The sequence below is a fragment of the Amycolatopsis vancoresmycina genome (assembly GCF_000716785.1).
Lineage (GTDB): Bacteria > Actinomycetota > Actinomycetes > Mycobacteriales > Pseudonocardiaceae > Amycolatopsis > Amycolatopsis vancoresmycina.
The window spans coordinates 161768-175913 of record NZ_JNYY01000009.1; the positions used below are offsets into that span (position 1 = coordinate 161768).

General features: G+C 71.5%; 10 protein-coding genes. 5 read left to right on the forward strand and 5 right to left on the reverse strand.

Annotated elements, in window-relative coordinates:
- Positions 1 to 15: 15 nt before the first annotated feature.
- Genes OO60_RS23275 through OO60_RS23295 form a run of 5 tightly spaced genes read right to left on the reverse strand, consistent with a single transcriptional unit; the run spans position 16 to position 7457 of the window.
- Entirely contained in the window at positions 16 to 2385 is a 2370-nt protein-coding gene (locus OO60_RS23275; RefSeq protein WP_033262085.1) for an RICIN domain-containing protein, read from the reverse strand.
- A gap of 23 nt (positions 2386 to 2408) precedes the next feature.
- The gene (locus OO60_RS23280) at positions 2409 to 4322 is read right to left on the reverse strand and encodes a DUF8034 domain-containing protein (RefSeq protein WP_004560484.1); all 1914 of its coding nucleotides are present in this window, start codon (positions 4320 to 4322) and stop codon (positions 2409 to 2411) included.
- A gap of 30 nt (positions 4323 to 4352) precedes the next feature.
- Positions 4353 to 5273, reverse strand: coding sequence for a carbohydrate ABC transporter permease (locus OO60_RS23285; RefSeq protein ID WP_004560483.1), 921 nt, complete (start codon positions 5271 to 5273; stop codon positions 4353 to 4355).
- Positions 5263 to 6135 (reverse strand): carbohydrate ABC transporter permease, encoded by an 873-nt coding sequence (locus tag OO60_RS23290; RefSeq protein WP_004560482.1) that lies wholly within the window; start codon positions 6133 to 6135, stop codon positions 5263 to 5265. Before OO60_RS23290 ends, OO60_RS23285 begins: the two co-directional genes overlap by 11 nt.
- Positions 6132 to 7457, reverse strand: a complete 1326-nt coding sequence (locus OO60_RS23295; RefSeq protein WP_004560481.1) for an ABC transporter substrate-binding protein — start codon at positions 7455 to 7457, stop codon at positions 6132 to 6134. The genes OO60_RS23290 and OO60_RS23295 overlap by 4 nt, the downstream gene beginning before the upstream one ends.
- 308 nt (positions 7458 to 7765) lie before the next feature.
- Between OO60_RS23295 and OO60_RS23300 the strand changes: the two genes are divergently transcribed.
- The 5 genes from OO60_RS23300 (at position 7766) to OO60_RS23320 (ending at position 14130) form a co-directional block, all read left to right on the forward strand.
- Positions 7766 to 8509, forward strand: coding sequence for a FadR/GntR family transcriptional regulator (locus tag OO60_RS23300; RefSeq protein WP_004560480.1), 744 nt, complete (start codon positions 7766 to 7768; stop codon positions 8507 to 8509).
- 379 nt (positions 8510 to 8888) lie between these two features.
- Positions 8889 to 10259, forward strand: a complete 1371-nt coding sequence (locus OO60_RS23305; protein WP_209441396.1) for an extracellular catalytic domain type 1 short-chain-length polyhydroxyalkanoate depolymerase — start codon at positions 8889 to 8891, stop codon at positions 10257 to 10259.
- A 32-nt stretch (positions 10260 to 10291) separates the two neighbouring features.
- A complete protein-coding gene (locus OO60_RS23310) occupies positions 10292 to 11572 on the forward strand; it encodes an RICIN domain-containing protein (RefSeq protein ID WP_004560478.1) in 1281 nt (426 codons plus the stop codon).
- Positions 11573 to 11630: 58 nt separating this feature from the next.
- Positions 11631 to 12992: an RICIN domain-containing protein gene (locus OO60_RS23315; RefSeq protein WP_004560477.1), complete on the forward strand. Its 1362-nt coding sequence runs from the start codon at positions 11631 to 11633 to the stop codon at positions 12990 to 12992.
- A 109-nt stretch (positions 12993 to 13101) separates the two neighbouring features.
- Positions 13102 to 14130 carry a LacI family DNA-binding transcriptional regulator gene (locus OO60_RS23320; RefSeq protein ID WP_004560476.1) on the forward strand — a complete coding sequence of 343 codons (1029 nt, stop codon included), beginning with the start codon at positions 13102 to 13104 and terminating at the stop codon, positions 14128 to 14130.
- Positions 14131 to 14146: the final 16 nt, after the last annotated feature.

The window sequence follows — 14146 nt, forward strand, 5'->3', positions numbered from 1 at the left end:
CCTCTCTGATTCTCCTCAGCCGAAGGTCCATTTCTGGTTGTTCGCGCCGGTGCAGGTGGCGAGCTGGATCGGGGTGCCGTTGGCGGTGGCGGAGCCGGTGACGTCCAGGCACAGTCCGGATTGGACACCGGTGATGGTGCCGTTGCTCTGCACCGTCCACTGCTGGTTGGCCTGGCCGTTGCAGTTCCAGATGACGATCTTGGTGCCCGGGGTGGTGCCCTGGCCGCTGGCGTCGAGGCAGCGCGTTCCGTTGTAGACGGTCAGCTCGCGGGCACTGGTCCGGGTCCACGACTGGTTGGTACCGCCGTTGCAGTCCCAGATCTGGACCGTGGCGCCGGGGGTGGTGCTGACGCCGCTGACGTCCAGGCACCGGCCCGCGCCGTTCGCGCGCACCGGGCCGGCGGTGGGGCTCGGGCCGCTGCCGCCCGGGCCGGCGGCCGCGATCACGGCTTGGGCGCCCGACGGCCAGTTCGTGCCGCTCACCTGGACGTTCCCGGTCAGCACGTTGTTGTGCGGCGACCCGGTGGCCACCTGCGTCGCGCCGCCGTTGTACCAGTTGCCGCCGAACGTGCTGTCGTTGGTGTTGTTGCTGCCGTTGGCGTTGGTGAACGCCCAGACCCCGGAGTCCTGGATCACGTTGGCCGACAGCGTCACGTACCGGGAACCTTCGTCCAAGTACAGCCCGACCGTGCGGTTGTTGTCGTAGATGTAGTTGTGGTCGATCGAGCTGCCGGGGTTGGCCGACAGGTTGTAGATGCTGCCGCCGTCGTGCATCAGCTTCTTCGTGCCGTGCACCCGGTTGTAGCTGACGACGGTGTCCCGCAGCGTGGTCGGGGTGGTGTACACGGGCTGGTAGTCGTAGAGGCCGCGGTTGCGGTAGTCCTGGCTGCCGCCGGCGTCGTTGGCGCCCCAGCCCCAGCCGACGTCGATGCCGTCGTAGGTGAGGTTCGAGACCTCGTTGTGCGTGATGACCGTGTGCGTGGCGTAGGTCGACAGGATGCCGGCCATCTCGCGGTAGTCCAGCGCGACCCGGGTCACCGTGTTGTTCGAGATGGTGACGTCCTTGTTCGTCATCGCCGCGTTGGACGGGTGGTGGGCGTCGGTGCGCACGCCGCCGACGATCACGCCGCCGCCCGAGACCTCGGTGAAACTGTTGTGGTCGACGGTGATCGACGACGCACCCAGCCCGATGCCCGAGGCGTGGGCGTTCGCGTCGTTGCCGATGCCCAGCGCCACCTGGCCGAGGTGGGTGAAGGTGTTGTCGGTGAACGAGATCCCGGCCGCGGCCGACACCTGGACGGCGGCCGGGGCCTGGGCCCAGCTGCCGCGCGCGCCCTCGAACTGGCGGCAGCCCGACTGGCAGGAGGTCAGGAAGTCGGCCGGCATCGACGCGGCCGCCGGGAGGAACGTGCCGGTCTGCTGGTTGGCGTAGCCGACCGACGTGCTCGGCGTCAGCCAGGTCGTGTGCTCGAAGTGCAGGCCCTTGAACGCGAGGTTGCGCACCGGGTTGTCGTAGCTGCCGCTGATCTGCAGCAGCGACGTCAGCCGCGGCAGCTCGACGTCGTGGCTCGCGGGCACCCAGCCCGCGGGCGCCTTGTAGTACAGCTTCCCGGCCTGCGGGTCCAGGTACCACTGGCCGGTGTTCTTGAGGAAGGAGTAGGAGTTCTCGAGGAACAGCTGCCCGCCGCCGAAGGGCTTGGCGAGCGTGTCGTAGCCCCAGTTGTTGTTGTTCCAGGCGGGCTGCTGCATGACGATCGACGAGCCGCTGATGTGGTCGACGGGGGAGTACCGGTCGGTGAACGAGTTCTGGCTCTCCACCTCGATCCGGTTCTGCTGCGGCAGCGTGGCGAGGTAGTTCAGCGCGGAGTTGGTGATCGTCATGCCGCTGGTGGTGAACTGGACGTCGTTGCGTGACAGCGTGATCGCCGCGCGCGGAGCCAGCGAGCCGTCGACGAAGAGCTGGCGGGAATCGGCGTTCTGCGGCACGGACGCCACCCAGATGTTCTGGCCGGAGTCCTGCACCGACCAGCCGGTGACCTGGCTGCCGCCGGACAGCACCGGCGTCTGGCCCGAGGCGGCCTGCCAGGTGACGGTGTGGCCGTTCTGCCCGGAGTCGGCGCTGGTCAGCGCGAGCGGGGCGGACAGCCGGTAGGTGCCCCCGGCGAGCTGCACGACGACGTCGTTCGCCGCCGACTGGGCCCGGGCGAGCTGCTGGGCCCTGGCCGGGGTGGCGACCGGCTGGTCGGGCGTGCCGGGGTTGCTGTCGTTGCCGTCCGGGGCGACGGCGATGGTGACGGTGGCGGCGTGCGCGGGCGGCGCGGCGAACGCGGACACCGCGAGGGCGGTGGCGATCGCGGCGACCACGGATCGGCGGTTCGGTGGCATGGCGGGGACCTCTCCGGTACTGGTTACGGTGCGTCGAAGGGCGTGCGGTACGAGGGCGGGCGGGTGCGCAGCTCGAGGTGCAGGGTGAGCCGGACGGTGGTGGACCGGGGCAGGCGCACGGACAGCCACGGCCCGTCGACGCGGGCCTCGGCCGACGTCACCCGGGGCTCCGAATGCCCGTAGTCGTAGAGCCCGCCGATCCAGGACGGGTCTTCGCAGGCGGTGTGGTGCACCGTGCGGATGGTGTCTTCGCCGAACGCGCCGGCCTGCACGACCACCGTGCGGTCGGTGCGCGGATCGAGGTTGACCAGGTCGACGACGGTGGCCTCGGGCTCGATCCGGGACACCAGCGCGGCCACCGCGGGCGGCAGGCCGGGCCGCTTCGCCTCGGCGTCGTAGTAGCGCACGCGGGCCTGCTGCAGGCCGCCGTTGTAGAGCACCTGCGGGCCACCCCAGGTCAGCTGGACCAGCGCTTCGGTGACCACCGGGTTGGCCTGCTGCCACACGTGGATGTCGGCCTCGGCGACGTCCTGGCCGCGGTGGCGTTCCATCCGGGCCATGCGGTGGCGGACCTGCGCCTGCGCGGCCGCCAGGATGCGCTCCGGGTACGCCGGGTCGTCCCCGGCCAGGAAGGCGAACCACGGCTCCTCGTGCCCGGCCTCCTCCTTGCTCCGGAACGGCCGCACGGTCCGCCAGTCGTGCCCCGCCGCCGCCCGCAGCCGCTCGATCCGCTGCCGGTCGGCGGGCGCGGCGGAGTGGTGCCACAGCGCGATCGGCACGGCCAGCAGCATCGGGTTGTAGTCGAACCAGCCCCGGTCGGCGTACCGGTAGGGGACGTGCAGCGTCGGCGTGCCGGCGTCCGGGCCGAGCTGGGCGGTCCAGCGGGACTGCAGGCTGGAGTCGGCCTCGGTGAAGGCCATCACCTTGCCCTGGGCGATCACCTCGTCGAGGGCCGGGCGGACCAGGTCCAACGCGGACTCGTCGCCGGTGGCCGCGGCCGCGGCGAGGGCGGCCACCGTGGCGGCCTGCCCGACGCTGTACCAGCCGTGCGGCCACGACCAGCCGTAGTGCCCGCCGTACCAGCGGCCTTCGAAGAGCCCGCCGACCGTGCCGTCCGGGGCGACGTTGTCCGGCACGATCCCGCCGTTGGCGCTCGCGCGGGCGCGCCACGCCCCGACGTACTCGGCGATCCAGTCGCGGTACCGCGGCTCACCGGTCAGGATCAGCGCGTTCAGCACGAGCCCGGTCGCGGCCAGGTTGACCGCGGTGTCGCCGGCGCCCGCCCGCCGCCGCAGCTGCTCGCCCAGCCGGGGATCCTCCTCGCGCGGCGGCTCCGCGGCCCCGGGCGGCAGGACCCAGTCCAGCGGGAACCCGTACAGCCGGGCCTCTTCGGGCAGCCACGGGTAGGACCGGCCGTCGAACAGGCCCTCCCGGTGCCGGTCGCTGCCGTTGTGCGGCCGGCGGATGATCCGGTGCACCGGGTCGTAGTTGCCGTGCGCGGGGTCGACGTAGAGGTCGGCGAACCGCCGCGCCCGCTCGCGCCAGCGGCCGGGGGCGGCCAAGCACAGGAAGTAGAACAGCAGCAGGCTTTCGCCCTGGTGGAACCAGTCGTACCCGCGTTCGTACTCCTGTTCCAGCATGCCGAGCTCGGCCAGCTGGCGGGTGACGCCTTCCCAGTGCCGTTCGGCCGCCGGGAGCAGGTCGTCGGCGCCGCCGAGCAGGTACAGCTGCGGCCAGTTGAAGAACGTCTCGTAGAAGTCGTCCACCCCGTCGCGGGTGGTGAGCCTGCCGCGGTAGGCCAGCCGGCCGTCCGGCCCGGTGAAGTCGCCCTCGAACGCGCGCCAGGCCCGGTCGAGCAGGTCGAACAGGCCGCGCTGGGCCACGGCCCAGCCGGGGGGTTCGAGCAGCGGCACCGAAGCCGTGATCACGGGATCCATCCCGGGCGTCCTCCGATCGCGGTGCGGGGGTCAGTTCTTGGTGGCCCCGGCGAGCATGCCGGTGACCAGGAAGCGTTGGGAGAACAGGAAGACGACGAGCACCGGGGTGATCGCCAGCAGCGTGGCCAGCGCCAGCACCGGGCGTTCGACCGCCAGGCCGCCCGCCGTCGGGTTGAACTGCGGGACGTCGTTCAGCAGCGTGCCGAGGCCGACCTGGACCGGGAACCCGTCGCTTTCGGGCAGCATCACGTACGGCAGGAAGTAGTTGGTCCAGTTGGCCACGAAGCTGAAGAACCCGACCAGCGCGACCACCGGCAACGCCAGCGGCAGGGCGACCCGGCGGAACACGCCGAACTCCGTGCAGCCGTCGAGCCGCGCGGCGTCCAGCAGCTCGTCCGGCACCGCCGTGGTGAAGTACAGGTAGGCGAGGTAGACGCCGAACGGGTAGAACGCGTACGGCAGCACGATCGACCACATGGTGCCGATCAGGTGGGCGGTGTTGAGCTCCAGGAACAGCGGCACCACCAGGGTCGCGTTCGGCATGAGCATGACGACCAGGGTGGTGACGAGCAGCGCGCGCCGTCCGCGGAAGGCGGTCTTGGCCAGCGCGTACCCGGCGGGGATCGCCACGCACAGCGTGATCGCCAGCGCGGAGAAGGAGTACAGCGCCGAGTTGCCCAGCCACCGGAAGACCGCGTTGCCCTGGTACGCGGTGAGCGTGTCCCAGTTGGCGGCCAGCGCCCGCCACGAGCCGGCCGACAGCGGGTGGCCGTGCACGAGCTGGTCGTCGGTCTTCGTGGCGGCCAGCACCAGCCACAGCACCGGCAGCACGAAGAACAGGAAGAACAGGGCCAGCACCAGGCCGGGCACGGGATTGGGCCGCCGGCGCCGCGGCTTCGCCGGGGCGGGCACGCGGGCCGTCACGGGCGGCCGTTCGACGTCAGTCCGCATCGAAGAACCTCGACCTGGTGACGAACACGGCCGCGACGACGAGGCTGACCACCAGCAGCTCGACCGAGACCGCGGCGGCGGTGCCGACGTCGTTGTTCTGGAAGGCGAAGTCGTAGGACAGCTGGTTGGGCGAGTAGTCCCGCCCGGCCACCCCGACGCTGGCCTGCGACAGCAGCTGGGGTTCGACGAACAGCTGGGTGCCCCCGGCGAAGGCGAGGATCACCAGGTAGACGATCCACCGGCGCAGCAACGGGAGCTGGATCCGCCACGCGGTCTGCCACGCACCGGCGCCGTCGATCCGGGCCGCCTCGAGGACGTCCGGCGAGATGGTGTTCAGCGCCCCGTACATGACGACGATCCAGCCGCCGGCCCCGGTCCAGAAGGCGATCAGGGTGAACAGCACCGGCAGGTGGTCCGGCGCGACGACCTCGCCGAAAGTTTCGAACCCCAGTGCCCGCAGCAGGAACCCGGCCGGGCTGACCGCGGGGTCGAGCATGAACAGCCACACGAGCACGCTCGCCGCGCCGGCCAGCGCGCCCGGCAGGTAGTACAGGAACCGCAGGGCCTTGCCGGCCGGGCGGGTGCCGAGGCGGTGCAGCAGCAGGGCCAGCCCGACCACGAACACGACCAGCGTCGTCAGCCACAGCAGCAGGTACACCGCGACGTGCCCGACGGCGGCCCCGAACCGGAAGTCCCGGGCGGCGGTGACGAAGTTCGCGAGCCCGGTGAAGCGGCCGCCCGCGTCGGAGACGGCGAAGGAGATCGCGTAGCCCGTGGGCACGACGCCGAACGCGACCAGCAGCACGAGGTAGGCGGCGACGAAGCCGTAGCCCGCCCGGTGCCGGGCGACCGGCGCGCTCATTGCTGCGTGACCTGGTACCCGTTGGACCGGGCGTGGTTCACGATCGCGTCCTGCCACGCGGGAAGCAGCGACACGATGCTCTTGCCCGCCGTCAGGCCTGGGGTGACCGTGGCCGCCCAGATCGCCTCCTGGCTGAACTGCCCGTAACCCCAGCCGGGCCAGACCTGGCCGGCCGCGGTCTGCAGCGGCCCGGTGATGTCACCGGCGTAGTAGCCGGAGGACGCCTGGTTCGCCAGCCACGTCTTGGCCGCGCCCCGGTGCGCCGGGTAGCCCGGGGCGACCTTGCCCTGGTAGTCGTCCGAGGTGGTCACCCAGACCAGGAAGTCCGTGGCGGCCTTGAGATGGTGGCTGTGCGCCGAAAGCAGCCACGTCCCGCCGCCGACGTTGCCCACCGACGGCTGCGGGTCGCCGGGCCACTGCGGCATCGGCGCGACCGCGATCTGGCCCTTCGGGGTCTTGAAGGTGCCCTGGAACAGCGCGCCGCCGTACCAGGACGGGCCGGGCATCAGCAGGATCTTGTCCGCGGAGTTCTTGTCGAAATCGGAGCTGAACACGCTGCCGGCCGACATGCTGCCGGCCTTGACGAGGGAGTCCAGCAGCTGCGCCATGCGGGTGCAGTTCGGCTCGGTGGCGGTCACCGTGACGGCCTTCGGCCCGGTGATCCGGTTGGCGCCGCACTTGCTCGCCCACAGGTAGATCTCCGGCGTGAACGTGTCGCCCGCCGCGCCCACCAGGTACCCCGGGTGTTCGGCGGCGACCTTCCGGCCCAGCGCCTCGTACTCCGGCCACGTCGCGGGAACCTGGTAGTTCCACTGCTTGAGCAGCGTCGCGTTGTACCAGAGCACGGTCTGGGAAAGGTCGTTGCGCAGGCAGTAGAGCGTTCCGTCCACCGTGCACGGATCGTTGGCACCCGGCGCCCACTGGTCCAAAGTGGACTTCGGGATCAGGTCCTTGTCCAGCGGCGCGGTGAAACCCGCCTGGCGGGCCCAGGAAACCTCGTTGTTCTGCGAGCTGAACACCACGTCCGGCCAGCCGTTCCCGGTCCGGTTGAACAGCCCGACCTTGGTCTGCAGGTAGTTGGAGCCGTTGGCGTCCCCGTCGTAGCTGACGATGTCGAGCGGCACTTCGGGGTGCTGCTTCTGGTACAGCTGGGCGGCGGCCATCCGGGTGGAATCGACCCACACCGTCAGCGGGCCGCCGGTTTGCGGCGCCGGCGTGAAGCCGTTCTGCGCCGTCGAAACGCCGCCCCCGCCGCCGCAGCCCGCGGCGACGGCCACGGCGAGCGCCCCGGCGAAGACGGCCGCCCGGTTCCTGCCCGTCATCAGCTACCCCACTTCGTCGTGGCACCCTGCCAGGGGCAGGCGATTCCGGTTGAGGATGAGTACGACTCATTCGAGCGCTGCCTGTCCGGCCGCGTTTCGACAGTTTCACTGCTGTGCGGCGGTTTTCCGGCCCTGGCTCGGTGATCCATGAGAACAGCACGGGTGCACGCCGTCAAGGATGTGCCTGCTCATTGCCCCGCTTGCCGCCCGCCGGATGAAATTTTCACACCGCGGCGACAAGGCTTGACCGGCGGCCGGGGCCGCGGAGTAGGGTGCTGTTCCGGTGAGCAGTAAGTCATACTCATCCGGTGACCCGTGACGAGCAAGTCGCACCGCCTGTCCCGTACCGGCCCGGTTACGAAGTGGTGGCCGAGCAGATCCTGCAGCTGATCGCCGAACTGGCTCTGCGGCCCGGCGACCGGATGCCGACGGAGCACGAGCTGGCGGCGCGGATGGGGAGCAGCCGGACCGTGGTGCGGGAGGCCGTCAAGATCCTCTCCGCGCTCGGCCGGGTGCGAGCGCACAAGGGGCGTGGGCTGTATGTGTCCGACGACGAGGGCATGCTCGGTGCTTCGCCCTGGGGCGCGTTCTTCCTGCCCGCCGACCTCGACCACGTCTACATGCTCTTCGAGTTCCGCCGGATCCAGGAAACGGCGGCCAGCCGGCTGGCGGCGGCCAACGCCACCCCGGCCGAGCTGCGCGCGATCGAGGCCGCCGCCGAGACCTGCCGGCACGGGCACGTGAGCGGCGAGTCCACCCTGTTCGACCGCGGCGACGACGAGTTCCACCTCGGGATCGCCGCCGCGTCGCACAACCAGTTCCTCGTCGCCGCCGTGCGCGAAGCCCGCCGCCTGCAACGGCAGTCGAACATCATCGGGATGTCCGGCTCGGTCGGCGGCCACGCGGCGGGCGCGATCGAGGAGCACACCGCGATCTACCGGGCGATCCGCGACGGCGACCCGGAAGCGGCGGCCCGGGCGGCCGCCACCCACCTCGACAACACCCTGGAGGACTACCGGCGGGAGATCCAGCGGCGGCTCTTCGGCCAGTGAGCGCGGGAGCGAATCCCCGGAGCCCGGCTCTGGGGGTTCACCCCTGCGCTCAATCCTTTGTGGACGGAAACGCGGGATCCGTTGCGGTGGGTAACTTTCACCGGCCATTCGGGTTGTTCGTCAGCTGATCTCGCCGTGGCACGCCGGACGTTTTCCCTGTACTGAACCGGTTTTTGTCTCCTCGTGGGCTGGTTTCCCGCTGCCTGAAGGGGAAACCGGCCATTGACCACGGCGGCCGGTCGCTCCTATCTTGGCTGTGGTCCGTTTGGTTCGGTAACTGAACGAATTCGCAGCGCACGGCCCGTGCGCACACCCTGGAAGTGGAGTACCCGTGACAATGCCGTCTCGTACTCTCGGCGAGCCTCGCCCGCGGTCGAATGTGAGCGCTAACATCACCGGCCGGCCACTCGGCCGCCTGGTCCGCGCCCTGCTCGCCGTGCTGCTCCTGCTGCCGCTGACGGCCCTGCTGACCGCCGGCCCGGCCGCGGCCGCCGCGCTGACCAGGATCACCGGTTTCGGGAACAACCCGACCAACCTGGGCATGTACCTGTACGTGCCGGACAAGCCGGCGGCCAAGCCCGCGCTGCTCGTGCTGGTGCACTACTGCAGCGGCTCGGCGAGCGCGATCTTCAACGGGAACGGGCACGACTACGCGACGGCGGCCGACCGGTACGGCTACCTCGTCGTGGTGCCCGAGGCGACCCGGGACGGCCACTGCTTCGACGTCTCCACGAAGGCCGGCCTGACCCGCGACGGCGGCAGCGACTCCACCGGCATCATGGCGATGGTCGCCTGGACCCGCCAGCACTACAACGTGGACCCGGCGCGGATCGTGGTCAGCGGCTTCTCCTCCGGCGCCATGATGACGAACGTCCTCGCCGCCGAGTACCCGGACGTCTTCTCCGCCGCTTCGGCGTTCTCCGGCGTGCCGGCCGGGTGCTTCGCGACGACGGACGGCTCGCTCTGGAACAGCCAGTGCGCCGGCGGGAACGTCATCAAGTCCGCGCAGCAGTGGGCGGACCAGGCGCACGCGATGTACCCCGGCTACACCGGCGGCTACCCGCGGATGCAGCTGTGGCACGGGAACACCGACACCACCCTGGCGTACCCGAACTACGGCGAAGAGATCAAGCAGTGGACCGCCCTGCACGGGCTGACCCAGACGCCGTCGTTCACCGACCACCCGCAGTCGTCCTGGACCCGCAACCGCTACGGCGACACCAGTACCCACGCCACCGTGGAGGGCATCACGATCGCCGGCACCGGCCACACCCTGCCGCAGACCGGGATGCTCGGCTACGCCATCTCGTTCCTCGGCCTCGACGGCAGCGGCGGGAACCCGGCGCCCACCGGCGGCCCGGTGCGCTCGGTGGCGGCCGGGCGGTGCCTGGACGTCCCCGGCCAGTCGACGACCCAGGGCACGCGGCTGCAGGTCTGGGACTGCCACGGCGGGACCAACCAGGTGTGGTCCGCCACCGCGGCCGGGGAGTTCACCGTCTACTCCGGTGACTCGCAGCGCTGCCTGGACGCCGAAGGCGGCGGGACCAGCGCCGGCACCGCGGTGATCATCTGGGCCTGCCACGGCGGGGCCAACCAGAAGTGGCGCAGCAACGCCGACGGCACCGTCACCGGGACGCAGTCGGGGCTCTGCCTGGAGCTCCCGGCCGGTTCGACCGGCAACGGCACGGCCGTGCGGCTGGGCACCTGCACCGGCGGCCAGAACCAGAAGTGGACCACCCCGGCTGCCTGACGCCCCGAGCACGAGCGAAGGAGGACATCGAGATGTGGCGACGTTTCCGGCACCGCGCGGTGGTGCTCCTGGCCGTGCTCGGCACCGTGCTGGGGCTCGCGGCCGTGCCGTCCGCCTCGGCCGCCGACAACCCGTACCAGCGCGGCCCGGACCCCACGCCGGCGAGCATCGCCGCCGACCACGGCACGTTCGCCACCGCGCAGACGACCATCCCGAAGGGCAACGGGCTCGGCGGCGGGATCGTCTACTACCCCACGGACACCGCACAGGGGACGTTCGGGGCCATCGCCATCGCACCCGGCTACGGGACCGAGTGGCGCTGGTACGGGTGGCTCGGCCCGCGGCTGGCCTCCTTCGGGTTCGTCGTGGTCGGCATCGAGACCACCAGCCTGAGCGACTACGCCGACGCCCGCGCCGACCAGCTGCTCGCCGCTCTCGACTGGCTGGTGACCAGCAGCCCGGTGCGCGACCGCGTCGACCGGACCCGGCTCGCCGTCGGCGGCCACTCGATGGGCGGCGGGGGCGCGCTCGTCGCGGCGACCCGGCGGCCGTCGCTGCTGACCGCCGTCGGCATGGCGCCATACGTGCCCGACGGGATCCTGCGCGGCACCACGGTTCCCACGATCCTGTTCGGCGGCCAGACCGACACCACGGTCACCCCCGCGTACCTGGCGAGCGCGTACGCCACCATCCCGGCCACCGTCGCGCGCGCCTACCCCGAGATCGCCGGTGAGGGCCACGGCTTCGCGGCCGGCGGTGGCGGTGGGAACTCGGGTGCCTTCGCCCGGGTGATGATGGTCTGGCTCAAGGTGTTCATCGACGCCGACACGCGGTACTCGGGGTTCCTGTGCCCGTCGCTGTCGAACACCGGCGGCATCTCGAAGTACCAGGCGAGCTGCCCGCTCGGGCCCGGCGGGACGACCCCGCCGCCGTCGGCGGCCCGGCTGGTCAACGCGAACGCCGGCCGGTGCCTGGACGTCCCGGGCCTGGCACAGGCCAACGGCACGCAGGTGGCGCTGTGGGACTGCAACAGCGGCGCCAACCAGCGGTGGACGACGACCGACGGCAAGCAGCTGACGGTGTACGGCAGCAAGTGCCTGACCGCCGACGGCACCTCGCCGGGAGCGCGGGCGGTCATCGGCGACTGCGGCACCGGGACGGCGCAGCAGTGGACGGCCGGCACCGACGGCACGCTCGTGAACGTCCAAAGCGGACTCTGTCTCGACGCCACCGGCGCCGGGGCGGCCAACGGCACCAAGGTGATCCTGTGGACCTGCAACCACGGGGCCAACCAGCAGTGGACCCGGAACTGACGACGAACCACCCGACCCTGGAGAACGACGATGTTCGAAGACCAGAGGGAGCCACGTGATGGTGAGGTATAAGGCCCTGTTCGCGGCCTTCGCGGCGGGGGCCCTGCTCGCGCTGGCCGGCCAGGCACCCGCGCAGGCCGCGGCCCCGGTGGCGGCCCCGGCGGCCGCCACCCCGGGCTGCGGCAAGGCACCCGGGCTGACGAGCGGCAGCCACACGATCTCCAGCGGCGGCCAGAACCGCAGCTACATCCTGCGGGTGCCGAACAACTACGACAACAACCACCAGTACCGCCTCTTCGTCGGGCTGCACTGGCGCGGCGGGACGGCCAACGACGTCGACTCCGGCGGGACCGACGGCTACAACTGGTCCTACTACGGGCTCCGGCGGCTGGCGGACAACGCCGGCAACGGCACCATCTTCGTGGCGCCCCAGGGCAACGGCAACGGCTGGGCCAACCCCGGCGGCCAGGACGTCACCTTCATCGACGACCTGCTGCGCCAGCTCGAAGGCGCCCTGTGCGTCGACACGTCCCAGGTCTTCGCCGGTGGGTTCAGCTACGGCGCCGCGATGAGCTACGCCCTAGCCTGCGCCCGGCCGACGGTGTTCCGCGCGGTCGCCGTCTACTCCGGCGCGAACCTCAGCGGCTGCAGCGGCGGCACCCAGCCCGTCGCGTTCATCGGCCTGCACGGCCTGCGCGACAACGTCCTGCCGATCGCGTCCGGGCGCGCCCTGCGCGACCAGTTCGTCCGGAACAACGGCTGCACCCCGCAGAACCCGCCGGAACCGGCCAACGGCAGCCTGACCCACATCGTGACCGCGTACTCCGGCTGCCGGGCCGGCTATCCCGTGGTCTGGGCCGCCTTCGACGGCGCGGGCCACGACCCCGGCCCGCGTGACGGCTGCACCTGCGACGGCTGGCAGACCTGGACCTCGGGCGAGGTGTGGAAGTTCATCACGCAGTTCGACTCGAACACCCAGCCGCCGAACCCGCCGGTCCAGACCGGCGTCAACTACAAGCTGGTCGCCCAGCACAGCAGCAAGCTCGTGGGGATCACCGGCGCGTCGACGGCGGCCGGGGCGCTCATCGAGCAGGAATCGGCCAACGGCGGCCTGAGCCAGCAGTTCGACTTCGTGGATTCCGGCGACGGCTACTACCGCGTCCGGGCGCGCAACAGCGGGCTGGTGCTCCAGGCGGCGAACGCCAACAGCGGCGCGGACATCAGCCAGCAGGCCGACACCAACTCCACCGCCGAGCAGTGGCGCGTGGTGGACCAGGGTAGCGGCGCGGTGAGCTTGGTGAACCGGTTGAGCGGCTTGGCCCTGGACGTGTGGGGAGTCTCGACCGCCGACGGCGCCCGGATCTCCCAGTGGACGTTCACCGGCAACCCCAACCAGCGGTTCCAGCTCCAGCGCGCGTGAGCCGGGGGTGTCCGCCGGGGAACGCGCCCGGCGGGCACTCCTTTCCTTTGCTGTGAAGCGATATCCTGGGAAGTGCCCACCGGACAGAGTCGTCTTGGGAGGTGCCATCGTGTCCGCTGCCGAGTCATCCGATCTCCGCCCCACCCTGGCCGACGTCGCGCGGGCGGCGGGGGTGTCGACCGCCACCGCGTCCCGCGTGCTCAACGGTTTTCCGCGGGTGAGCCCGGAACGGCGCAAACAGGTCGAGTCCGCGATGCTGGCGCTGGGCTACGCCCGCCAGCGCGCGGCGCGGGCGGCGCCCCCGCCGCAGACCGGGTCGATCGCGCTGGTGGTGTGCGAGGAAGCCCTGCGGCTGTTCACCGATCCCTACTTCCCGCGGATCGCCGCCGGCGCCGACCGGGAACTGTCCGCGGTCGGGATGCAGCTCGTGCTGCTCACCGTGCCGTCGACCGAGAACTACCAGGGCCCGGTGCTGCGGTACCTCGACGGCGGCCACGTCGACGGCGCGCTCGTCGTCGGCATGCACGGCCGCCGCCCGCTCGACCTGGACTGGGTCGACATCCCGGTGGTGTTCGGCGGCCGCCCGGTCCGGCAAGCGGAATCGGGCCGGCTGTCGTACGTCGACGTCGACAACCAGGGCGGGGCGCGGCTGGCCACCCGGCACCTGCTCGACGCGGGCCGCCGGACGGTCGCGACCATCGCCGGGCCGCAGGACATGACCGCGGGCGTGGACCGGCTGAACGGCTACCGGCAGGCGATGGTGGGCGGCGGCCGGCACGACCTCGGGCTCGTGGTGTTCGGCGACTTCGGGCAGGCGTCCGGCGAGCACGCCACGGCCCGGCTGCTGGACCGCCGTCCGGACGTCGACGCCATCTTCGCCGCCTCGGACATGATGGCCGTCGGGGCGCTGCGCGCGCTCCGCCGGGCGGGCCGGGACGTACCCGGCGACGTCGCCGTGATCGGCTTCGACGACCTGCCGATCAGCCGCCGGACGGACCCGCCGCTGACCACCGTGCGCCAGCCGGTGGAGGAGATGGGTGCCCGGATGACGAGCGAACTGCTGGCCATGATCGCCGGCGCCGCCCCGCGGCAGCGCACGGTCCTCGACACCCGGCTGGTGCTGCGGGACTCGGCCTGAACTGTCTTTTGTGGAC

Coding starts and splice junctions, on each gene's coding strand:
- OO60_RS23275 (WP_033262085.1), bottom strand. CDS start 2,385: ATGCCACCGAACCGCCGATCCGTGGTCGCCGCGATCGCCACCGCCCTC.
- OO60_RS23280 (WP_004560484.1), bottom strand. CDS start 4,322: ATGGATCCCGTGATCACGGCTTCGGTGCCGCTGCTCGAACCCCCCGGC.
- OO60_RS23285 (WP_004560483.1), bottom strand. CDS start 5,273: ATGCGGACTGACGTCGAACGGCCGCCCGTGACGGCCCGCGTGCCCGCC.
- OO60_RS23290 (WP_004560482.1), bottom strand. CDS start 6,135: ATGAGCGCGCCGGTCGCCCGGCACCGGGCGGGCTACGGCTTCGTCGCC.
- OO60_RS23295 (WP_004560481.1), bottom strand. CDS start 7,457: ATGACGGGCAGGAACCGGGCGGCCGTCTTCGCCGGGGCGCTCGCCGTG.
- OO60_RS23310 (WP_004560478.1), top strand. CDS start 10,292: ATGTGGCGACGTTTCCGGCACCGCGCGGTGGTGCTCCTGGCCGTGCTC.
- OO60_RS23315 (WP_004560477.1), top strand. CDS start 11,631: ATGGTGAGGTATAAGGCCCTGTTCGCGGCCTTCGCGGCGGGGGCCCTG.